This is a genomic window from Desulfosporosinus hippei DSM 8344 (genome assembly GCF_900100785.1).
GTDB lineage: Bacteria > Bacillota > Desulfitobacteriia > Desulfitobacteriales > Desulfitobacteriaceae > Desulfosporosinus > Desulfosporosinus hippei.
The window spans coordinates 37,945-60,179 of sequence record NZ_FNCP01000005.1; the positions used below are offsets into that span (position 1 = coordinate 37,945).

The 22,235-nt window shown below is 39.7% G+C and carries 18 protein-coding genes, 1 tRNA gene and 1 other annotated feature; of the genes, 4 read left to right on the forward strand and 15 right to left on the reverse strand.

Translation table 11 applies throughout. The annotated features are described in order from the left end of the window. Nucleotides 1-87 precede the first annotated feature (87 nt). From BLS16_RS05940 to BLS16_RS05965, 6 genes are all read right to left on the reverse strand, one after another. A tRNA-Gly gene (locus BLS16_RS05940) sits at nucleotides 88-161 on the reverse strand. Nucleotides 162-468: 307 nt separating this feature from the next. Beyond that, on the reverse strand, nucleotides 469-1,191 hold the full coding sequence (locus BLS16_RS05945; RefSeq protein WP_092331144.1) for an ABC transporter ATP-binding protein: 723 nt from the start codon (nucleotides 1,189-1,191) through the stop codon (nucleotides 469-471). Next, nucleotides 1,184-1,951: an ABC transporter ATP-binding protein gene (locus BLS16_RS05950; RefSeq protein ID WP_092331146.1), complete on the reverse strand. Its 768-nt coding sequence runs from the start codon at nucleotides 1,949-1,951 to the stop codon at nucleotides 1,184-1,186. The genes BLS16_RS05945 and BLS16_RS05950 overlap by 8 nt, the downstream gene beginning before the upstream one ends. Nucleotides 1,952-1,975: 24 nt before the next feature. After that, nucleotides 1,976-2,956: a branched-chain amino acid ABC transporter permease gene (locus tag BLS16_RS05955; protein ID WP_092331149.1), complete on the reverse strand. Its 981-nt coding sequence runs from the start codon at nucleotides 2,954-2,956 to the stop codon at nucleotides 1,976-1,978. Nucleotides 2,957-2,988: 32 nt separating this feature from the next. Beyond that, nucleotides 2,989-3,864 carry a branched-chain amino acid ABC transporter permease gene (locus BLS16_RS05960; protein ID WP_092331152.1) on the reverse strand — a complete coding sequence of 292 codons (876 nt, stop codon included), beginning with the start codon at nucleotides 3,862-3,864 and terminating at the stop codon, nucleotides 2,989-2,991. Between the two features lie 15 nt (nucleotides 3,865-3,879). Then, on the reverse strand, nucleotides 3,880-5,079 hold the full coding sequence (locus BLS16_RS05965) for an ABC transporter substrate-binding protein (protein ID WP_092331155.1): 1,200 nt from the start codon (nucleotides 5,077-5,079) through the stop codon (nucleotides 3,880-3,882). A 103-nt stretch (nucleotides 5,080-5,182) separates the two neighbouring features. Continuing rightward, nucleotides 5,183-5,466: a binding site (T-box leader), on the reverse strand. A gap of 172 nt (nucleotides 5,467-5,638) precedes the next feature. Between BLS16_RS05965 and BLS16_RS05970 the strand changes: the two genes are divergently transcribed. Next, nucleotides 5,639-5,989 (forward strand): YojF family protein, encoded by a 351-nt coding sequence (locus tag BLS16_RS05970; protein WP_034599822.1) that lies wholly within the window; start codon nucleotides 5,639-5,641, stop codon nucleotides 5,987-5,989. Nucleotides 5,990-6,013: 24 nt separating this feature from the next. Further along, on the forward strand, nucleotides 6,014-6,685 hold the full coding sequence (gene bshB2, locus BLS16_RS05975) for a bacillithiol biosynthesis deacetylase BshB2 (RefSeq protein WP_092331157.1): 672 nt from the start codon (nucleotides 6,014-6,016) through the stop codon (nucleotides 6,683-6,685). A gap of 152 nt (nucleotides 6,686-6,837) precedes the next feature. Here the strand turns inward: bshB2 and BLS16_RS05980 are convergent, their stop codons facing one another. From BLS16_RS05980 to BLS16_RS06010, 7 genes are all read right to left on the reverse strand, one after another. Further along, the gene (locus tag BLS16_RS05980; protein WP_092331160.1) at nucleotides 6,838-7,728 is read right to left on the reverse strand and encodes a formate/nitrite transporter family protein; all 891 of its coding nucleotides are present in this window, start codon (nucleotides 7,726-7,728) and stop codon (nucleotides 6,838-6,840) included. Between the two features lie 343 nt (nucleotides 7,729-8,071). Continuing rightward, nucleotides 8,072-9,235 carry a cache domain-containing protein gene (locus BLS16_RS05985; protein WP_092331163.1) on the reverse strand — a complete coding sequence of 388 codons (1,164 nt, stop codon included), beginning with the start codon at nucleotides 9,233-9,235 and terminating at the stop codon, nucleotides 8,072-8,074. A 252-nt stretch (nucleotides 9,236-9,487) separates the two neighbouring features. Then, nucleotides 9,488-10,783 carry a homocysteine S-methyltransferase family protein gene (locus BLS16_RS05990; RefSeq protein ID WP_092331165.1) on the reverse strand — a complete coding sequence of 432 codons (1,296 nt, stop codon included), beginning with the start codon at nucleotides 10,781-10,783 and terminating at the stop codon, nucleotides 9,488-9,490. A 262-nt stretch (nucleotides 10,784-11,045) separates the two neighbouring features. After that, nucleotides 11,046-12,038 carry a M42 family metallopeptidase gene (locus tag BLS16_RS05995; RefSeq protein WP_092331167.1) on the reverse strand — a complete coding sequence of 331 codons (993 nt, stop codon included), beginning with the start codon at nucleotides 12,036-12,038 and terminating at the stop codon, nucleotides 11,046-11,048. Continuing rightward, nucleotides 12,038-13,090 (reverse strand): M42 family metallopeptidase, encoded by a 1,053-nt coding sequence (locus BLS16_RS06000; RefSeq protein WP_092331170.1) that lies wholly within the window; start codon nucleotides 13,088-13,090, stop codon nucleotides 12,038-12,040. Before BLS16_RS06000 ends, BLS16_RS05995 begins: the two co-directional genes overlap by 1 nt. Continuing rightward, nucleotides 13,081-14,148, reverse strand: a complete 1,068-nt coding sequence (locus BLS16_RS06005; RefSeq protein ID WP_092331173.1) for a M20/M25/M40 family metallo-hydrolase — start codon at nucleotides 14,146-14,148, stop codon at nucleotides 13,081-13,083. Before BLS16_RS06005 ends, BLS16_RS06000 begins: the two co-directional genes overlap by 10 nt. A 166-nt stretch (nucleotides 14,149-14,314) precedes the next feature. Further along, nucleotides 14,315-16,225 carry a GGDEF domain-containing protein gene (locus tag BLS16_RS06010; RefSeq protein ID WP_092331175.1) on the reverse strand — a complete coding sequence of 637 codons (1,911 nt, stop codon included), beginning with the start codon at nucleotides 16,223-16,225 and terminating at the stop codon, nucleotides 14,315-14,317. Between the two features lie 313 nt (nucleotides 16,226-16,538). Here BLS16_RS06010 and BLS16_RS06015 point away from each other — a divergent pair, with 313 nt between their 5' ends. Both BLS16_RS06015 and BLS16_RS06020 read left to right on the forward strand, forming a co-directional pair. Then, entirely contained in the window at nucleotides 16,539-16,847 is a 309-nt protein-coding gene (locus tag BLS16_RS06015; protein WP_092331451.1) for a hypothetical protein, read from the forward strand. A gap of 252 nt (nucleotides 16,848-17,099) precedes the next feature. Further along, entirely contained in the window at nucleotides 17,100-17,759 is a 660-nt protein-coding gene (locus BLS16_RS06020) for a response regulator transcription factor (protein WP_092331178.1), read from the forward strand. A 5-nt stretch (nucleotides 17,760-17,764) separates the two neighbouring features. On the opposite strand, the gene BLS16_RS06025 is transcribed toward BLS16_RS06020, so the two are convergent. Next, nucleotides 17,765-19,444 carry a GGDEF/EAL domain-containing response regulator gene (locus BLS16_RS06025; protein WP_092331180.1) on the reverse strand — a complete coding sequence of 560 codons (1,680 nt, stop codon included), beginning with the start codon at nucleotides 19,442-19,444 and terminating at the stop codon, nucleotides 17,765-17,767. Between the two features lie 32 nt (nucleotides 19,445-19,476). Next, a complete protein-coding gene (locus BLS16_RS06030) occupies nucleotides 19,477-22,200 on the reverse strand; it encodes a response regulator (protein ID WP_092331182.1) in 2,724 nt (907 codons plus the stop codon). Nucleotides 22,201-22,235 lie beyond the last annotated feature (35 nt).

The following is a 22,235-nucleotide window of genomic DNA, read 5'->3' on the forward strand; positions in this document are numbered from 1 at the left end:
AACTCAATTAACAAAAGAAACGCCGTGTAGTGAGGTAAAACCTCCCAACACGGCGTTATTAGAGTTCTTATAAAGTTATTAACATAATGGAGCGGGTGATGAGAATCGAACTCACGTAGCTAGCTTGGAAGGCTAGTGCTCTACCATTGAGCTACACCCGCAAAACTGTTCGACATTTATTGTACCATATCAATCACCTTTAAAGAAGACCTAAAATAAAAATTTATTTTGCTACAACTGTGAAATCAATTGAAGCTTGATAGACAACTTTACTACCATCTCTATAAGTTACACTGAGATGATGTTTCCCAGGTGTTAACATATACTGACCCATCTGTGCTCGGTTTAGTGCATTATACGTGGATGTGTAGTTGTTCCAGGTCATGAAAATATCATTATGAGTTAGTTCGTTTTTATTCCTAAATCCCCTTTGATCTCAGTCTATTGCTTTTAATGACAAAATCAAGGCTAATTAGTATGCGCTTTCCCCAAGTATGCCTCTTGGATCAATGAGTCAGCAATGATATCTGAAGAATTACCGCTATGGGTTATCCCTCCTCTTTCCATTACTAAGACACTGTCCGCTACTTTTAGGGCCGATTTAGTATTCTGTTCTACCAGGATAATCGTAACCCCTTTATTTTTTAAAAGAACCAGAATGGACATTATCTCTCGAACGACTAATGGGGCTAGTCCGATGGAGGGTTCATCAAGCATTAAGAGGGTCGGGCGTGACATTAACCCCCTGCCAATAGCTAACATTTGCTGTAAACCACCGCTTAAACTGCCTGCCTGATCCCTCTCTCTCCCTTTTAAAGCTGGTAAAAGCTCCATTATTTCTTTCACATCATTCATCAATTCGCTCTTATCTTTCCTATAACGATGAAAAGCACCCAACATGAGATTATCTAGGACACTCAAGGAGCTGAAAATTTCTCTTTTTTCGGGCACAAGACTAATCCCTTGTTTGACTACCTGATCAGGTTTTTGTCCGGTAATGGAGTTATTCTTAAAGATAATCTCTCCCGCTGAGGGTCGGTACAGTCCTGCTATCGTTCCAAGAAGGGTACTTTTGCCTGCCCCATTCGCTCCTAAGATAACCAGCAGTTCCCCCTCCTTGGCTTCTAAAGAGAGATTGTTGATGGCCTGCACATAGCCGTGATAGACACCCAAGTTTGTAATGCTAAGCAATCTTTTCATCCTCTCCGAGATATGCTTTAATCACTTCAGGGTGAGCCTGAATTTCTGCTGGTGTTCCTTCCGCAATCATTTGACCAAAATTTAAAACGACAATCCTATCTGCAGCTTCCATCACGGTTTGCATATCATGTTCTATCAGGATCATGGCTGTACCTTTTGTTTTGAGTTTTTTTAAATAGTCTGTCAGGGCCTCTGTTTCCGAGGGATTCAAGCCTGCCGCAGGTTCATCAAGGAGTACCAGGGCTGGTCTAGAGGCCAGAGCTCTGGCTATTTCTAAAAGTCTTTGCTTACCAAAGGGTAACTGAGTAGCCGGCAGTCCGGCGGTTTCCGCCAACCCAATTTCTTCAAGTAAGATCAGAGATTCTTCCCTGATCTTTTTTTCTTCACGACAAGTTCCGGGAAAGGATAAAAATGAGCGGACAAATCCTTTTTTACTTCTTAGATATGCCCCGGCCATAACATTTTCCAAAACCGTCATGCTGCCGAAAAGTTGCAGGTTTTGAAAGGTTCTGGTGATGCCTGCCGAGGCAATCTCGAAGGGTTTTAGTCCGACAATTTCCCGGCCATTGATGGTTACTGAACCTGCCTCCGGTGGAAGAGCCCCAGTAATAATATTGAAGAGTGTAGTTTTTCCTGCCCCGTTGGGACCGATCAGAGCCAGGATACTTCCTTCTTTTACTCCAAACCCTATATCCTTGACTGCCACAATCCCACCAAAATGCTTTGATATCCCGCTTAGTTCAAGTAGCATTTGCTAGCCCTCCTTTTCCGCTTCTTACCCTTCAGGCTTTAGTTCCTTTTTCAGTGGTAGTCTGAAGTATCTCCCAATACTGCTTAAACCTTTGGGTTGGAAAATCATGAGACCAACGAGAATGATTCCGTATATGATGATTTGATATTCACCGCCCGCTCCCGGTATTAGTAAAGGTACAATCTCTCTCAATAGTTCATTCAAGGAAACCACCACAACTGCACCTAATAAGGGTCCCCAAAAGGTGCCCAGACCTCCGATTACCGCCATGAGCACAAATTGCACTGACGTATGAAAGCTGAAGGGGGAAGGACTGATAAAGCTAACATAGAATGCGTATAATCCTCCGGCAAGTCCGGCTAATAGTGCGCTGAAGATAAACGCCTGAAGCTTGAGCCTGGCACAGTCAACTCCAGCATTTTCGGCTGCATATTCACTTTCTCGAATTGAGCAAAGGGCTCTTCCTGTGCGTGAATGAACTAAATTATAGATTCCTACTAATATTAGTAATAGCATGAACCAGACCAGTAAATAGAATTTCTGATCATTGTCGAAAGATATAATCCCTATTGTAAGGTTTGGAATCCCACTCATTCCTGAAGGGCCACCGGTGAGTTCTCCCCCCTCGTTGAAGATAATATGAACTAATATTCCAAAACCAAGTGTGGCTAACGCCAAATATAGTTCCCGTAGCTTCAGGGTCTGCCGACCAATTATAGCTGCTATAATTCCCGGTAAGATCGCTGCTGCAAGGAGGGCTAAGAGGGTGGGCCACTGAAAGCGAGTTGTTAAAATGGCTGCTGTATATCCACCTAATCCAAAAAATGCCGCATGCCCAAAGGATACCTGGCCTGCATATCCCATCAAAATCCCCAAACCCTGCACGACGATTGAATAGATAGCAATAATAACTAATGTGCTGTAAAGGTAATTGCTATCTATCTTAAGAGGTATGACAAGAAGGAAAAGCAACAGAATTAAGCCTTTATGATTCTTCAAATGCATTGTTTCACCTCTAATCCTTCTATTGCTAAAAATTATATTTTCCGTTCTCTAATTGCTCCGATAATTCCCTCAGGTCGAATGAGAAGAACCCCCAGCAGGATGATGATAGATATGGCATCTTTTAAACCCGAGGAAATGAGTCCGGAGCTGAAGGACTCCAGAATCCCTAAGAGAATCCCTCCGATAACTGCACCACCGACATTGCTCAGACCTCCAATTGCGGCAGCCACAAAGCCTTTAACTCCCAGCATAAACCCCATATCATAAGTGACCATAGTGATAGGCCCAATACTCACCCCAGCTGCTGCCCCCAACCCTCCTGCGGATACGAAAGCTAACAAGGAGATGGTATTTAAGTTTATGCCCTGAAGTCTCGCGCCAGTTTGGTTATATACGGAAGCTTTTACAGCCTTTCCCCAGAACGTATGCTCAAAGAAGCCATATAATCCAGCTAAGGTAACTGCAACAAGAGCAAAAATCCAAATACTCTGAGGATTTAGGGCAGCTCCACCTATCATTATTGACCCCCCTTGGGAGAAGGCGGGGAGAGAATAGGTATCGGTTCCCCAGATAAGCAGCGCCAGACCGCGTAACGATATTGAGAGGCCAATGGTTATTATTAACATCCCCAGGCTGCTAGCGCCTCTCGCCCTGTTAATTGTCAGGCGCTCCAGCAAACCACCGAGGATACCTACTAAGATTACCGAGACCAGAAATACTACAGCCATTGGCATCCCGGTTCCTTGCAGGCTGACTGCTATCAGGGCCCCTATGACAACAAATTCCCCTTGGGCCAAGTTTAATATGCCAGTAACATTAAAAGTCGTAACCAGGGTTAAAGCAATGATGGAGTATATGCTGCCTAAGGTCAGTCCGGTGAGTAAAAGTTGTAATAGTTGTTCTCCCATCAATAAATCACCCCGTTATTCTATAAGCTTCCATTTTCCTTGATCGACCTTCACTAATACTGCAGAATCTTCCTTCAGGCCATTATGATCCTCAGGTGACATATTAAATACTCCTGAAATACCGACAAATCCCTGAGTCTTTTCCAATTCTCCTCTAATGGCCTCACGATCCGGCCCGGCTTTTTCCAGAGCGCTTACCAGCAAATTAAAGGCGTCCCAAGCATAGCCTCCAAAGGAATTCGGCTCGCTATTATACTTCTTGACATAATCTGCGATGTAACTTTCTAAAACTTTTTTCTGAGGATCAGCGTCTGTGATTTGTTGAGCCACAGATAGTTTGCCAATGGGAAGGAGAGTTCCATCAGCAGCACCTTGCGCAAGTTCAATGAATTTTTGATTACCTACTCCATGACTGTGAATCAAGGGAATAGTGAGACCTACATCTTTGAAATTTTTAGTCAGAATTGAAGCCGAAGGCGGAATAGCCCAAACGATTACCACTTGCGCCTCACTTGCTTTTACTTTGCTTAACTGCGGAGTCATGTCTTTGTCATTGGCATCAAATTTTTCTTCAGCAACAATACTAATTCCACTATCTTTTACTGCAGCAGTGATCGCTTTCTTACCGTTATCCCCATAGGAATTGTTCATATACAAGAAGGCAATTTTGTTCAAGTCATTTTTCTTAAGATAACTAATTATCTTACTAATCATGACAATATCGCTTTGGGCTGTTTTAAACACCCATTTCCTATCACTGGTTGGCTCAACGATACTGCTGGCAGCGGCTAGGGAAATCATAGGAACTTTTTCACTTTCCACAGTCTTGATCATGGCCATGGACGTTCCGCTGGAACTAGCCCCCAGTATTGCCAGTGATCCTTTTTCAATCAGAGTTTTAGCGGCTAGAACGCTTTCGGTTTCGTCACTTTTGTTATCCATGATAGTCAGATCCACCGGATGTCCGTTAATCCCCCCCTCCGAGTTGAGCTTCTCAACCATCATTAGCAGGGTGTCACGTTCCGGTACTCCTAGGGATGAGGAATTACCGCTGATATCCAATACTGCCCCAATCTTATAGGGTTCATTTGCCGATGCCGTAGTACTCTTTACGTCTGCTTCCTTAGTTGGGCTGCAGGCACTGATTAGTAAGCTGATTACCAATAGAAGCGCAAGTCCTAGTCTTCTCTTTAATCCCTTTGACATGTTTTTCATGCAAATCACTCCTTACGATTTTGTTATTAAGCCTCATATATAACCGCTGAGATTTTCACCTCCAAAAAATAAAATAATAAAAAAAATAAACACTTCTCATCCCTAAAGGGACGAAAAGTGCATTTCGCGGTACCACCCAGATTGAGTCTATAAAAAGACCCCTCCTCATTTAAGTACGGGAATAATAATATTCATAAAATATCTATTCCTTATACCCTCTTCCTTTTAACGGTGGAAGTCTCCGACCAAGCCTACTTTCCCTAAGGTTTCAGTTTGGTAGCTCAGAGGTGAACCTTCAACGGTTGATACCATAGCAGCGCTTTCAGTCTATGACGCCGCCTCCCTGAAAAGATCGTTCCGTTTACTTTACCCCGTCATCACAAATAAAAATATAGGTTATATGGTTGGTATTTTACCAGCTTTTTCTATTAAGGTCAATACTTAAAAATAAAAAGTCAAGGAAATGTTGCTAAGCTCCTTTTGCGCCTGCTTCCGTGAAAATAACCTTAAAATAGTATATAATAATTACAAATTATTGTTTTTAAGGTAGGGATTGTCCATGAATCCGCTTAATAAATCTATCGTACAAACCGAACTAGATCGTTTTCTAAACCGTGAAGTTTACCTTCACCTTGAGACAACCAATGGCGCTTATGCCGTTCATAGACAAGAGAGCAATATGACCGTGGGGGCGTATATACGTAATGGTCTTATCCGCTTTGGGCGGGGAATTATCACAGGGGCAGGCCCATACCGCGTAGGTCTGAAAATGGAAATCGGCTGGGTCTACGCCGAAGGCTTAACGGATTACGAGATAGATCCGGAAGGTCGGCTCTTACTAGCCGGCCATGATCAAGAGGGTCGCTTAGCAGTGGCATTAGAACTCAGCCTGTCTCCTTTTGAATTGTAACTTATAGTGTGGAGGGAATATTTCTTGAAAGAACATGTTCTAGTAGTTTTCCCGCACCCAGACGACGAAACGTTTGGCTGTGGCGGAACCATAGCTCAATTTACAAAATCCGGAGTACCTGTCACTTATGTCTGCGGTACTTTAGGACAAATGGGACGCAACATGGGCAAGCCACTTTTCGCCAACCGCGAATCTTTGCCAATTATTCGGGAAGTGGAGTTGGAGATAGCATGCCAGGCCCTTGGTATTCAACGCCTGATTCAACTTGGATTGCGAGATAAAACGATAGAGTTTGAAGACCCTGAATTATTGACGGACAAGCTTGAGCAAATCATTTTGGAAGTCAAGCCATCCTTGGTTCTTACCCACTATCCCGGTCATGCTGTTCACCCGGATCATAATGCTCTGGGCGACGTGACCATCCGAGCTGTATCCCGCCTTTCCCCTCAAGAACGTCCTACGGTGTATGCCCACGCTTTTGCTCGCGACTGTCAAGATCAGCTCGGAAAACCAGATATAATAAACGACATTACAGATGTAGCTGAGATAAAGCTGGCTGCAATCCGAGCTCACCGATCCCAATCACAAGTAATTCTTCCCCGTCTCTCTAATGGACAGTTTAAGAACCCGTCCTCGAAGAACTCATACAACCATATGCTCACTCGCGAATCCTTCTGGATCTATCGTTTTCTGTAAATACTCTTTACATTTCTTATATTGAACAAGAAACAATGATGTCGACATTGACCTAAAGGCACTTATGTTTAAAAACCGGGCGGTTTTGATGTGAACTAATCTAGATGAGTCACATCAAAACCGCCCGGTTTTTAAACAGGTTAATTGCCAGTTTACTTAGCAGCATTAGATCTAGGCTGATTTATTAAGGCACGCTCTGCTTTAACATCATTTTTTATATATACGAACCAATAAACTCCAGCGACAAAAAAGGATCCTCCTACAATGTTTCCCAGTGTAACCGGAACCAAGTTATTTATTACAAAGGTTCCCCAGTTTAAATTCGCTAGCGCTTGGGATCCCAAATGAGACTCAGTCACCCAGCTCGGATTTGCTTTTGCTAAAATTCCAGCGGGAATATAATACATGTTCGCTATACTATGTTCAAAGCCGGATGTGATAAAAAGCCATATCGGGAAGAAAATCGCCAGTATTTTACCGACCATATCCTTCGCCCCATAGGCCATCCAGACTGCCAGACAAACTAACATATTACACATAACCCCCAAATAGAATGCCGACATAAACGGTAATCCTACTTTATAGGAGGCAATTTTGATGGTTACTCCTCCTAAAACATTAGCACCACTGTTATACAATCCAGAATGAACCATCATATAAGCAAGAAGTATTGCTCCAATGAAATTGCCGCAGTAAACGAAAAACCAATTTTTTAGCATATCCTTGAATTTTACTTTTCCATCTAATACTCCGCCTAAAATCAAGGTGTTCCCGGTAAACAATTCTCCGCCTGCCAAAACAACCATCATAAGCCCTGTTCCAAATATTGCTCCTGCCAGAACTTTTCCCAAGCCATAGGTTTCCGGCTTGGCAAATAAATTAAAAGCCGCCATATTTGAGCCTTCGGCTGCAAAGGCAATGAAAGCACCCGCTAAAATTGCCAATATGAATTGATTGGAATATTTCATACCCACCTTTTTGATTCCTATTTGTATAGCAGTATTAGTTATTTCAGATGGTGGCAAATAATTTTTTGTCTCCACAGTTATCACTCCTACTTATAATTTCTGACTACTTGTTATCGTTTTTGCTTAAGAAATCTTATTTCTTTAAAGCCAGCTAGATACTCACTCCTTATTATTTAAATTACTCTTTCTTACTCCACCAATTAAACTGGAGATCAACAAGTTATGATGCCGTAGTTAAACTTTATCGTTCTTAGCCCAACCTGTCACCCATTTGAACATTAATAAAATGTTTTGTGGATAATTAATATATTTCGAAATTTTTGTTAATTGAAGAAAAAAGCAGCATGACACGGTTTAAAACCAAAATCATGCTGCTTAGCCTTTATTAAATGGAGATTAAAGAGTCTTTATGGAATGTTTATATAGGTGTAAATAACTTGACAGGTCGGCCAATCCCATATTTAAGCTTGGATATTAACAGGCCACGGTCTTCTAAGAACTCGAGATAGCGACGTACTGTTACCCTGGTTAGCTTCACTCCTTCAGCAACCTCTTCTGAAGAAAGGGGGCGGCGGTTAGCTTGTAGAAATTCTATGATCTGCTCAAGAGTTGTTTCGTTTAATCCTTTTGGTAACTCCTCCGCTTTGATAGACCATGCTGTGTCAGATTTAGATACTTCTTCTGGCTCACTAGTGTTAGACGTTAAGAGCGAAAGATCGGTTGTCTCAATGTCCTCAGAGGAATCAATTATTGGATTATCAATTTCGGCTAGCGGCCTTTCCGCATTACTATCAGCTCTGCTATTAATCTCCTCGATGGACGTTTGAAACTGTTCTACCATTTGGTTAAAGGCATCCTCCAACTCTTCAATTTCTTTGACTCTAGAAACTTTAACCTTCTCAGTAATGTGCCCAGTTGCCACATCTCGAGTTCCCAGCGTGATATTGTGTAAAGGGTTAATGATAACTTTCTGAATAAAAAACCAGGTTATAAGTGCTATTAAGATCGTTAAACCTAAACCTAGGATCGCCATTGTGATTAGAGATCGGGTGATTATTTCCTTCTCATAAGCATGGGAAATTCCCACATAAAAGATCCCAATAATATTGCCATTTTCCGCTCGTAAAGGAGCATATCCTGATTGGTGCCACTGTCCGACAACATTGGCCTCTCCTATAAAAGTTTGACCATCCTCCAATACCGTCCGGGCTACGTTAGCTGAGACCTTGGTTCCTATTACTCGTTCATCGTTTGACCCAAGAACTGTAGTTGCTACCCTTGTATCGCCCAAGAAAAAGGTCACTGTATCCCCGGTTAGACGAGACAAATGATCAACTAATTCGTTATTTAGGTTGATCTTAGTAGCCCCTTTATATAGGTTTCCATCTTGCACTGACCACGAACCAGGATAGGTCTTATCAATAATCTCTCCACATGTTGCCAAATCTGTCTGGGTTTTGATAATTGTGGCTGCCACAACCCGATCTTTCATATACCACCCCAGAACCGTGAGAAAGCAAACTGCCAGTAAAAACAATGAACCCAGCAGCAATATGAGCATTTGATGTTTGAGTGAACGCACTCAAATTCACCTCTTTCGTTTGTGCTTCGTTACTTATTAGTCTTATATAGATATTTAAGATTAATTCGCAAATAACTTTAAAATACCTTCTTTAATTACCTAATTAAGGCTTGCTTTTTTATCGAAAAGTCTAGATTTCTGAAGTTAAAGTGTAGTTTTGTGTAATAAATGTGAATACCAGCAATAAAGAGCCCTCCCGAAGCCGTTTTAACAGCATGGAAGGGCATGGCTAATATAGGCCTGGAGTTATTCCTAGACAGTCGGTTCAAATTTGTCATTAAGAATTAAAGCACCATAGTGTTTAAATTGATCACGAGATAGATTCGAAGTATTCGATAGAACTACGCCGACCCTTCCAGGATAATATCTTAGGATTTTGTCAACTATTTCAATAGAATCACATTTGATAATGAGGGGCTTCTTAACGAGATAGCTTATAGTGCTAATAAATTCCCATACGTCAAAGGTTTCACTCATATCGCCAAAATCTATGAATAGGCAATCCATCTTTGCCGCTTTATAAGCTTGCAGCAAACTATAAAAATCGCCTTTTCTTAACATGTCTCTCATTTCATCATTAATGAAAAGCTTTTCAATAGATAATTCCTTGTTAGAAAGTTCTAAGTAACTAAAAGCTGAGGCAATCATCGAATTCGAACGCAATTTTAAATCCTGAACCTTAATCTCATTGAGCTCTTTCCTCAAGGCACTGATAAATTCCGGGGTGGTTCCACAACACCCACCAATAAGTCTTACTCCATGCTCAACATATTCTTTTGTATAAGCACTAAATTGTTCTGGTTTTTGTTTATAGACCGCCTCTCCTGCTACTAATTCTGGCATACCAGCATTGGCTTTAACTGAAAGAGGAATGGAAACAACCCCATGCATTTTCTTGATAGGTTCAAGTAAACTGTCAGGTCCGCCGGAACAGTTAGCTCCAACTACTTCCACCTTTAAAGCTTCGCAGACTATTGCACATACCTCAGCTGAATTGCCCGATAGAGTTCTACTATTATCATTAAAGGTTACCGAAGCAATAATTGGAAGACTTGTAGTTTCTTTAGCAGCCAATATAGCTGCTCTTAACTCATTTAAATCTGTAAATGTTTCAAAATTAACAACATCTGCACCCGCATCCTCGAGTGCCTTTAATTGCTCTTTAAAAATATCATAAGCTTTGTCGAAACTTAAATCCCCCGCTGGTTCCATAATCATTCCCGTAGGTCCAACTGAAGCAGCAACGTAAGTGTTATCTCCAGCCACCTCTTTAGCCAATTTAACCCCTTCAAAATTCACTTGATAAGTCTTATCCCCTATGCCGTGCTTATCAAGGGTAACTCTATTACCAGGAAACGTATTGGTTTGGATTACGTCGGATCCTGCTTGTTTATAAAGATTATATAGGTTTTTGATCTCATCAGGTTTTGATAGATTCCATGATTCTGACGCTTCATTGCCTTTTAACCCTCTCTTCTGAAGCATGACACCTTTAGACCCATCATATAGTAAAACCCTTTCTTGGATCGAAGTTAAAAAACTCTTCATAAATTAAACCTCCTACTAAAATGCAATAATAAGCAATATTAATAAACTATACCTTATTTTTACGCAATTCTCTACTTTAAATCCCCAAAAATCACTTATTAATTATATTTGCCTTTAGCAAAAAACGAATTCGCCTTATTTATTAAATTAAGGATCATTTATTAAGAAAAAAAGTACTCAGGCTAAGCTGAGCAACCAATTTATGGAGGTGTTCATTTATAAGAATTGAAAGGAAACAATCAATCAATTGACACTTTCAACCTCATTCTAGAGGATGTTCAAGTAAACTCACGAGTAAATCCACGGCAGCTTGAACATCCCTGGAATCAACCATTTCTGCGGGACTGTGAACATATCTCGTGGGGATTGAAATTACACCGGAGGGAACTCCTCCTCTTGACAAATGAATAGCCCCGGAATCCGTCCCTCCGTACTCTAACACCTCCCACTGAAAGGGAATATTCCCTTCCGCAGCCACCGCAGCCATCCAGCGTTTTATTTGAGGAGGGGTAATCAACGAACGATCGAGGACTTTAATCCCCACACCACTTCCTAATTTCACTGACATGGGGTGGGCCTTAGGAGTATCTCCAGTAGCTGTCACATCGACAGCTATTGCCAGGTCAGGTTCAAGAACATAGGCTGCCGTTTTGGCACCTCTGGTTCCGAGTTCTTCTTGCGCAGTAAAAGCAAACACTAATTCATTAGTGGACTTGGAGCGTTTAAGGGCTTCGATAACCACAAAACAACCAATTCGGTCATCCAGAGCTTTGGCCATGATTCTTGATCCTACTTCCACGAAATCTCCTACAAACACTGCCGTTTCTCCTAGGTGGACAATCTGTTCGGCCTCATTCTGGGAAACTGCACCAATATCAATAAAGAGTTTATCTAGTTTGAAGTCACTTGGTTTAGCTATTTTTTCTACTCCGATAGTTCCCATTCTCCCCCTATTAAACTTAACCCTTTGTCCAACTAGGTTAGAGGTACGCACTCCACCGAGAGGGGTAAAACGTAAGAACCCCTCTTTATCAATATGTGTAATCATCAAGCCGATTTCATCCATATGAGCAGCAACCATGATTTTTTTACCAGTACCATGACGTACAGCTATGAGATTTCCTAAAGTGTCATTAATAACTTCGTCACAATAAGGACGTATCTGAGCAGATATGAAATCAGCGACCTGCTCTTCTGAACCGGAAGGGCCAAATATCTGGGTTAACTGTTCCAGAATTCTCAAATCCATATCCATTAGAATTGGTCCTCCTTAGCAAAATTAATTGAGCTGCCTTCAAAGATATTTGGCAATTCTTTTAGGAGAGCATTAGCAAGGTCATAACAAGCTCGATAATCCTTTTCTGAAATTACTGAGGCAAAAGAATGGATATAGCGACACGGCACACTCAAACTAATGGTAGGTATTCCAACTTTGCTGATATGAATAGAACCAGCATCGTTTCCGCTGCCAATTCCGCGGGGAAACTGTAACGGAATATCATTCTGTCGAGCTACATCCCTTACCCAGTGGATGAGCTTGGCATTATAGAGGGTCGAGCTATCCATTAATGAACAAGCCGGACCATTACCGAGCTCGGTGATCCACCCCTCGTCGGAACCCTCGGATATATCGTTAGCTACAGTTGCTTCCAGTACGATTGCAAAATTTGGAGCCAGGTGATGTGCGGCGACCTTAGCTCCTCGCTGGCCTACCTCCTCTTGAACTGTAAACGCTGCGACGATGGGAAAATCATAATCGTTTTTAAGCAGCTCTGCCAATAGGGCGCATCCCACCCGATGGTCTAAGGCCTTTCCCTTATAAAGCCCGTCACCGAAGGGCTCAAATTTTGTTATGAAATAGGCGTAATCTCCGAGTTTCACTTTGCTTAAGGCATCTTCTTTGGATTTTGCTCCGATATCAATATATAGTTGGTCAAAGGATAATGCCTTTTGCCGTTCTGCCTGTTTTTGGAGATGGATGGCCTTTGCTCCAATGACTCCGACTTGGGAATTATTAATTTGTACAGGTTTAGAGACAAGAATTCGGGCATCTATTCCGCCGACCGGACGAAATTTAAGAAATCCATCTCCGGTTATATCAATGATCATCAAGGCAACTTCATCCATATGAGCAGCAAGCATTACTTTTGGCCCGGAAAGAGAGTCATTCTTTATTCCAATCAGATTTCCTATTTTGTCAGTATTAATAATGTCTACAAAGGGTTCTATGGTTTGTTGCAAGAAAGTACGGACAAGACTTTCCGCCCCTGAAGTACCATTTAATTCGCTTAAAGTTTTTAGTAACATAACATGCCCTCCAAATCATCCGGTAAGGAGGCGATGAAATAGGCCAGCAGTTTTCCCGAGTTTAGGACATCTTGAATATCAAGAGTTTCTACAGAAGTGTGCATATACCGCAAGGGGATAGAGATCAACCCGGTAGGAATCCCTGCCTGAGCCACTTGAATAGGCCAAGCGTCCGTTCCTGAATGCCCCGGAATCGGTTCAATTTGAATAGGTAATCGATGAAAATGGGCTGACTCCACAAGATGCCGATAGATAGCTGGATGGATATTAGGCCCGAGGGCAACAGTCGGCCCTTTTCCCAGATCAATTGTTACTTGCCCCTTTAGATCAGGAGTACAGGCATGAGTAACATCTATAGTTACTGCCAGATCCGGATTAAGGGTATAAGCACCGGTAATTGCTCCCCTCGCCCCGACTTCTTCTTGTGTGGTTGCTACTGCAACTACATCATGAGAATGCTTAAGCCTAGACAATTCTTCCAGACAAACCTTCATTGCCACTACTCCGGCTCTATCATCTAAGGATTTTCCAGCTATTAGGTTATTCAGAAGCGGATAGGTTTGGCGTTTTATAGTAATGATATCTCCCACTTGGATAACCTCCTGGATTTTGGCCAGAGGCATCCCAACATCAATAACCATTTCATCCATTTTGACAGCCTGACTTGATTCCATTTTATCGAATTGATGGGGTGACAAAGAAGCTATAATACCAGGAATAGCTTGATTCCCATGAACCAGTACCTCTTGAGACAAGAGAGTGCGCTGGTCGGTCCCGCCAATGGATGTGAATTTAATAAAACCACGGGAATCAATCTTTTTCACAATCAGACCAATCTCGTCCATATGAGCAGCTAACATAATTTTTTTATTAGAATTTTTATTACCTCTTCTCAAAGCATAAACATTGCCGAATTTATCACGCTCTACCTCATTACTAAATTCTTCAAATCTTTCTCTGACCAAAGAGGCTATCGAAAACTCATACCCGGAGACTCCCGAGGCTATTGATATAAGACTAAGAAAATCTCTGGCATCCTTCATTTGCGGATTCATTATAAATCTTTCACCTTCTCTCTGAAAGATGTTCCAAGGGAGGGTATGTTTATATATTACTTTTGTTTCCTCTTCTAAATACCTTAAAAACCTTATAACTAAAAAAACAAGGGGCAGCCGGAACCATTATTTGTTCCAACTGCCCTAGCTATGTAATTCTCAGACAATTCTAGACGACTAAACAATTTCGACCTTTATTCTTAGCGGCATATAGCTTTTGATCTGCCGCTTTTATGACCTCATCAGGGCTAAGAAAAGACTTTGTATACTCTTGCATTCCCCCACTGATTGTTAAAATGCCATAGGTACTTTTCTCGTGGATAATACTAAGGTTTTGTATCTTTTCTAAAATCCGTTGACCTATCTCTTTTGAGAGATTGGCATCGGTGTGGTTGAAAATGACTGCAAATTCTTCTCCACCATATCTAAACACACGATCCTCTTCACGAATTGTTTCTTTAATTGCTTTGGCAATATCTTTTAAAGCCCGATCTCCTTCTGCATGACCATAACTATCATTATAGTTTTTAAAGAAATCTATATCTATCATCATTACAGTAAATGTTCCTAAGCCCTCTTCAGCATCCATAAAAATTCTAGCCATACTTCGATCCAAAGATCTTCGGTTGTGAATACTTGTAAGTCCGTCAAGCAAACTCATTTCCATAAGGTCTGCATTTGCCTTTTCCAAGGCATTAGTCCTTTCTTCTACGATCCTTTCAAGGTTTTCTTTAGAATCTTTTATATTAGTGGCCATTTCCACAAACCTTCTGGCAAGCATTCCAATTTCGTTTTGTAGGCCTATTGGCAGATTCATTCGTGCCTCTGCAATTTCTTTGTATTCTCCTCTGCCTATTTTTTCTGCTGCATAGCTTAACTGACTTAATGGTTTTTCTGCCTGGTATTTGATAACATAATATACTATTGTAAGAATTGCAAAAAGAACAATCATTCCTTCAATGAGAACTCTTTTAGCTGCTCCGTGCGCAGCCTCTCTAATAGTTCCGACAGGCAATACCCTAACATATAGCCACTCAGGCCCTTCGATCTCTCCCACTACAAGATAGCTATCATGAATTTTAGTCTTAATTACTTTTACTTGCGAGGTATTCTCTCCGAATTCTTCACTGATTAATTTATAGGCATCCTTAACTAATGGAATCTGTATCTTATCAAGGGATAATTGACCGACCCATTTTTGTTCATCGCTGGGGTCGCTGGGATGTGCCACGAGATATCCATCTTTTCGAATAATAAAACTATAGGAACCATCGCTGTTATATTCAAGTAATTGTTCTATTAAGTCTGTAAGATAAAGATCATGGCCTGGGGTTATAAGATGCCGTTCACCATAATCTACGGGATCCATATAGGTTATCATCCATTTCTCAGCAGTTTCGTCATAATACAACCCCGACCAAATCGACTTCCGCTCGGGATTTTCCCCTTTGTTGACAGCCTTAATAACCCCTAACTCATTCATGGGCAAATCTGCCCGAGCATTTAAACCCCACGGCTCTTCCGGGTAATATATAGACAGGACATTTTCTGGGAAGGCTACATGAACATTGGCAAATCTATTGACCCATGCCGCCCCCAATTTAGACAAGACTCGATTGGAAAGAACAATCCTTCTCTGAAGATCTGGGTTATCAAGCTTTTGATTGTTGCCGATAAAGCTACTCAGTCCGTATAGGTAATTTCCATCGTCAGTATAAACTCCTTCATAATACTCTGGTTTCATCCTTGTAGCACCTTGTTCATCGACAAAATAGTAAGTCCAGAACTCATCTTTAGTAACTTCAATATCTGATAGGTAAAGCTTCAAAAACTCATTTTCGAATACTTTTAGATTATCCTCTGCTAATGTAAAAATCTCGCTATCATATCTGACTCTATCAAAAACATAAGTTTTTAGTTGCTCTAACTTCTTCTCTGTCTCATTTGAATAAACGTTTAAATAAGTAATGATAGCTATGATAAAGACTATTCCGATTGACAGGAGAAAAATCCTTAAGAGAATATTTCTTATAAGCGAAAGTTTTCTCTTATCTACAACAATGTCTACTTCACTCTTCATTTAACCTCTCCTTCCTTATAGAGTACAGATCCTAGTGGAAGCATGGATACCATTTAGTAGACCTTTAAGTTAATTCATCTTCTTCTTTAGTTCTTTTTTATTATAAGGATTTTTTTAATGCTTTTAAAGGATTTATCAGGATATAAGGCTATTTAGTGTAAAAATTTTTTTTGTTTAAATATTTTGTTATCTTAAGTAAATTATTATTTCTTCGAATTTTGGAACTTTATTATATCGAACTATTCAGACCTAAAAAGTTATATAATTAGCTCGATGAGTAAAGTAGATACAATTGAAGCGAGGTAAAGCTAAATTGAGTATTTTTGAAATTATAATGTTAATATGCTTTGGTGCAGCTTGGCCCCTTTCCATTTACAAATCCTATACCTCTCGATCAACGGCAGGTAAAAGTGTATCTTTTTTAATTGTAATACTTATCGGCTATGTTGCAGGGATCATGCATAAGGTGTTTAATCAGTATGATGCAGTCGTATATTTATATCTGCTTAATTTTTTAATGGTCTTTACGGATCTTTTAATCTATTTTCGCAACAGTCGTTTCGCAACTTCAAACCATCCTAGTAAAAAGAAAGTATCTCACTCAGCAGTTTCCGCAAAATGAAATAATATCTATTGAAAGTTTCAGCTATTTGTGGAAACAACTAAGCTTAAATATCACCAGTATCAAATGGTATTAATTAAAGGGCTGTCAGTGACAGCCCTTTAATTCTTTTATCACCTTTTTCGTTTAGTTATCCTAAGTCATGTATGTAGATAAAACATTTTATCTTAAGCTAAAGGTTAGATCCCTCAAGTTCCATAATTCTATGATATAATGTACGCGATATTCAAAAATATAAAAGAAGGTTATTTTATGGTAAAGGTTTTAATCGCCGATGATCAGAAACTCTTACGGGAAAGTTTTAAAACTATAATTGAAAACCACGGGGAAATGAATGTTGTTGCCTGTGCAGCTAATGGGAGAGAGGCCTATGAATTATGCGGCAAGTGCAACCCTGATGTGGTGTTAATGGATATTTCTATGCCAGTTTGCAACGGAACGGAAGCAACAAAGTTAATTAAATCTGATTACCCACATGTCAAGGTTCTGATCGTTACTGCTTCTGATGACGAGGAAGATGTGTCTGAAGCAATCCGTAATGGAGCAAATGGCTACATTCTCAAAAATGTTGGTACGGAAGAATTGATGCTGGCTATTAAAAGCACTTACCATGGTTTACAGATAATGCATAAAGATGTTTTTAAGCCGGCAACATTTAATAAAAACCCTAAAGAACCCCTACGAACGCCAAACAATAAAGTAATTATTAATGGTATTCAAGTTCTTATATCGGAAAGAGAAGTAGAAATTATTCGCATGATTGTTGAAGGGAAAGACAACAAAGAAATAGGTGCTTCCCTTTTTATTGCGGAAGGAACCGTGAAAAATACCATAACCACCATTATCTCAAAACTTCAGCTTAAAGATAGAACCCAACTTGCCGTATTTGCAATAAAGAATCATTTAGTATAATTGTGCTATTTTTTTAGAAACGGTTGAGTTAAGAGGAGTTTGGTCATCTCGTTTTCTCCAACGGGCTTGCTGAAGTAATACCCCTGCATGATATCACAACCCATATTTTCAAGTAACACCACATGTTTTTCATCCTCTACACCTTCAGCCACTGTTCTAAGGTCTAAAGTATGAGCTAGTTCAATGATATGTTTGACAATCTCGTAATCAACTTTCTGGGTTAGAAAGTTTTGAACGAATACTTTGTCGATCTTTATTTCGTCAATTGGATAATCCTTTAAATAGGCTAAGGTGGCTTGTCCCGTGCCAAAATCATCAATCGAGAGTTTGAACCCTTTTTCTTTTAGGGAATACATTTTCTTTTGGGCTTCATCAGGATTAGCCATAATGGCACTTTCCGTTATTTCTATTTTAATAGTTTCAGGAACTAGATCATATAAACCAGCAAAGTTTAGAATCCTAGTTTCTAAACTTGGATCGTTAAACTGCAGTGCTGATACATTGACGGAAACACTTGTTGATATCTTTTTATTATGAGTTAGCTCAGCTAAATACCTCATAGAATCTTTAATTACCCAGTTGCCTAAATTAATTATGGTTCCATTTTCTTCAGCACGGTGAATAAAAAAATCCGGATACATAAAGCCATAATCTCTGCTGTCCCACCTGATAAGCGCTTCCATGCCAATTATTTCATGATTATCAGCCCTTATTTGAGGCTGAAAGTGCAGAACAAATTCACGATTATCAATTGCCTTGAATAAATTTGTAGCAATCTCAACATGATTCTTGTAATTTCTTTCAAGTTGCTCGTCATAAAATCGAATATAAAATTTTTCCTTGTTCTTTTCTTCGTTAGCTAGTCGGGCATTATTAACAAGTTCATCTCCTGTAGAACCATTTTGAGGGTATAGTGAAATTCCTATTTTGCAAGAAACCAGTAACTCGCCATTCAAATATTCAATTGGATTGGCAAATGCCTTTACAAGATTATCTGCAAATCTAGCCGCCTGCTCAGGCCCTGCACTATCAAGCAAGATTGTGAAATTGCCTTCTTTATTATAGGATATTATCTTTACGTCTTCTCGCCCATTTTGGAATTTTTCGACTAGTCCTTTAAGCATTTGTTGATCATTGATTTTTGAGAGGTAATTGTTTAAGAACATTGAATTGCTTAATTTTACTGCAACTATGGCAAATTGGGAGGCCATGCTTTGTTCTTGGCTTATCATAATATTATCAATATAGTCAATGAAAAGCATGTCATTGGGCAATCCCGTGCTATGGTCATATAACAGTCTTCTAAACCGATCAAGTTTTAAAACAGTCCTTACCCTTGCCTTTACTTCCAAAGCATCTAGGGGTTTACATAGAAATTCGTCTGCGCCTGATTGAAAACCTTTTATTTTTGATTCTCGATCTTCTAAAGCAGTAACCATAATAACAGGCATTAAGGATGTATAGGGATTGTTTCTGATTCTCTTACAAACTTCAAATCCATCCATATCTGGCAATATGACATCAAGGAGCACTAAATCCGGCTTTATCTCGAAGGCCTTTTTCAGAGCGTCCTTGCCGTTGGCTGCAAATTCTATATAGTAATCTTCTCCCTTTAGAAATGCATTCAATACTTTCTGTCCTGAGATACTATCATCCACAATTAAAATACTATTTTTTCTGTACATGATATCCCTCCTCTCTAAAGATCGAACAACATTTATTTGTGCAGATATTCATCACACTTCTCCTTAAGAACTCCCATTGAGACTGGTTTACTGATATAGTCATCCATCCCGGCGTTAATACATTTTTCTTTGTCGCCTTCCATAGTATAGGCCGTCATAGCGACAATGGTTGTGTTTTTATTAAAGACACTCTTTTTTCTTATTTCAAATGTAGCTTCATAGCCATCCATTATTGGCATTTGGCAGTCCATCAGGATCAGATCATACTCTTTAGTGTTACAGATCTCAACAGCCTGTTGCCCGTTAGTTGCCAGTTCGACAGTGTAACCAAGCTTTTTCAGCATTGTCATCTCCAGTCTTTGATTGGCCAGCATGTCTTCAACCAGCAAGATTGAAGGTTTGTCATCGCCATGGAACTCTTGGATAACTGAATGTTTTATTTCAACCTCTTCTGATAAAGCAGAGGTTTTTAGTAATGCAATCTGAGAAATAAGTTCAATTAACTCCTTCTTTCTAACAGGTTTTAAAAGGCATCCGGCAAATCCAATGGTTTTAGCTAATTTAGTATCTCCCTTCTGGGCGGCGGAAGTAATTAGGATGAGCTTAATGTCTCTATACCTTTCGTCCTTTAACACTTGTTTTCCAAATTCATAGCCGCTCATCCCAGGCATCATATAATCGACTAAAATAATTCGGGGTAAATTTCCCAACGATAATTCTCTTAGAATTTCTATTCCCTCAAAGCCATCCTTGGCACTATTTACAACACATCCTGCTTCACCCAGGTATTCTCGAAAGATCATCCTGTTAGTATCATTATCATCAATAATCATGACGGAAAGATCCTTCAGATCTTCTAACCTAGGCTTTTCTTCTTCGTTTTCGAGCCGTGCTTTTTCTAACTCTAGGGCAATTACAAAGGTACTTCCCTTACCTAAAGCGCTAACCACATCAATTCTGCCACCAATTAGTTCAATGATTTTTTTCGAAATCGCCAGTCCCAGTCCTGTTCCTTCGTATTTTCTGGTTGTAGAAGCATCTGCTTGAGTAAAAACCTCGAATAGGTTCTGCTTAGTCTTTTCGGACATGCCAATGCCTGTATCGTGAACCTCAATCTGCAATTGAATTTTTTCGTTATTATCTTTAATCTGCTTTACCGTCACTGTCACCTCACCCTGATCTGTGAATTTGACAGCATTGCCGATGATATTATTTAATACTTGCCTCAATCTGCTGGGATCCCCTTGAACACCGCTCGGTACTCCGGCAGTGATAAATAATGCTAAATCGATACCCTTACCATTTGCCTTTGGCGAAAATAGGGATACGCTCTCTTCCACAAGACTGTGAAGATTAAAAGGAATACTATCAATCAACAACTTGTTCGCATCAATCTTCGAATAATCTAAGATGTCATTAATTAACAATAGAAGCGCATCGGTTGAAGCTTTAACTTCTGCTAAGTAGCTTGCTTGTTGCCTTTCTAGCGGCATCGTTGAGAGCAGTTCTATGTAACCGATAATTCCATTCATTGGTGTCCTGATTTCATGAGACATGTTTGCCAGAAATTGACTCTTGGCGATATTTGCTGCTTCAGCAGCTTCCTTGGCCTGCATTAATTCTAATTCCGTTTTTCTTTCTTGTTCTAGGCTAATCATAAATTCATTGAACCAGCGACATAATTCTCCAATCTCATCGTTAGACAATGACTGAATTCGGGTTTCGGGATTTATTGTTCCCTTTTTTAACTCTTTAAAGGTTTTAGTTATTTTTTTAATCGGCTGAACAAATGATTTAGAAATGGCAAAGGCAAATAAGAAGATGAAAATGAATGAAACCCCTAAGAACAATATATTGTATCTGAGAATATCTTTAACTTTCTCAGAAATGCTCTTTTCTGATATTAAAGCCAGAAGCAGCCAGCCATTTTTAGTCTTGTCATAAATGACTTGTTTGTTATCTCCGTTAATTTCCGTAATGAAACTGCCAGAATTCTTATAAATATTTGTTATAAACTCGCTGTCGAGTTTACTTCCAATTGATGCCTTCTCCTGATGATAAATAAGTCGTTTTTCCCTGTCAATAATCATATATTCCGTGTCTTTATATGTACTAATAAAATGATTATAAAAAACGTCAATATCATAATTTATTAAAAGCAAGCCAATTGGCTTCTCAGTGAAACTAGTTGGGTCAATCTTTTTTAGAACCTTTCCAATCACAATAACCTTTTTATCACTTGATTTTAAGTTCAGATTGTCCTCAATTCCTTGCCATAGAATCGTACTTTCTGAGTTCAATGCTTTAGTAAAAAGTTTATTCTTAGATTCTGCATTAATATCTTGAACATCTAAGGTATCGCCGACATGATAATGCTCTCCACTCACTGAATAAATGTCAATTGAAACAAGTCCTTTAAGATTTGCAAAACCACTCAGTAGATCTCCTATTCTGGCTTGTGTAGCCAGTCTTTCGAAATCAGTTATTCCCTCGCCATTCTTCGCCAATACATCTTTGATATCCTCAATACTGGAAAGATTAGCAATCAAGCCTTCGACCTCTTCCATGATGAGCTCTAGATAACGTTTCTTCTCTTCTAATAAATTTATTGATGTCTTGTCAATCTCGTCTTTAAGAATAGATTTTGACTTACTATAGGACATCAATCCTAAAAAGGCTATAGGAACTATACAGGCTAATAATAGATAAATTATAAGCTTTTCGGTTATGTTCAATCTTAGAGATTTATGAAACATAAAATTATCCTTTCGGGATGATATTATTGTAATTC

What these genes read in the sequence shown, in the direction of transcription:
- BLS16_RS06025 (WP_092331180.1), bottom strand. Translation starts at nt 19,444, where the DNA reads ATGTACAGAAAAAATAGTATTTTAATTGTGGATGATAGTATCTCAGGA.
- BLS16_RS05960 (WP_092331152.1), bottom strand. Translation starts at nt 3,864, where the DNA reads ATGGGAGAACAACTATTACAACTTTTACTCACCGGACTGACCTTAGGC.
- BLS16_RS05965 (WP_092331155.1), bottom strand. Translation starts at nt 5,079, where the DNA reads ATGAAAAACATGTCAAAGGGATTAAAGAGAAGACTAGGACTTGCGCTT.
- BLS16_RS06010 (WP_092331175.1), bottom strand. Translation starts at nt 16,225, where the DNA reads ATGAAGAGTGAAGTAGACATTGTTGTAGATAAGAGAAAACTTTCGCTT.
- BLS16_RS06030 (WP_092331182.1), bottom strand. Translation starts at nt 22,200, where the DNA reads ATGTTTCATAAATCTCTAAGATTGAACATAACCGAAAAGCTTATAATT.
- BLS16_RS05970 (WP_034599822.1), top strand. Translation starts at nt 5,639, where the DNA reads ATGAATCCGCTTAATAAATCTATCGTACAAACCGAACTAGATCGTTTT.
- BLS16_RS05950 (WP_092331146.1), bottom strand. Translation starts at nt 1,951, where the DNA reads ATGCTACTTGAACTAAGCGGGATATCAAAGCATTTTGGTGGGATTGTG.
- BLS16_RS05990 (WP_092331165.1), bottom strand. Translation starts at nt 10,783, where the DNA reads ATGAAGAGTTTTTTAACTTCGATCCAAGAAAGGGTTTTACTATATGAT.
- BLS16_RS05995 (WP_092331167.1), bottom strand. Translation starts at nt 12,038, where the DNA reads ATGGATATGGATTTGAGAATTCTGGAACAGTTAACCCAGATATTTGGC.
- BLS16_RS05955 (WP_092331149.1), bottom strand. Translation starts at nt 2,956, where the DNA reads ATGCATTTGAAGAATCATAAAGGCTTAATTCTGTTGCTTTTCCTTCTT.
- BLS16_RS06020 (WP_092331178.1), top strand. Translation starts at nt 17,100, where the DNA reads ATGGTAAAGGTTTTAATCGCCGATGATCAGAAACTCTTACGGGAAAGT.
- BLS16_RS06000 (WP_092331170.1), bottom strand. Translation starts at nt 13,090, where the DNA reads ATGTTACTAAAAACTTTAAGCGAATTAAATGGTACTTCAGGGGCGGAA.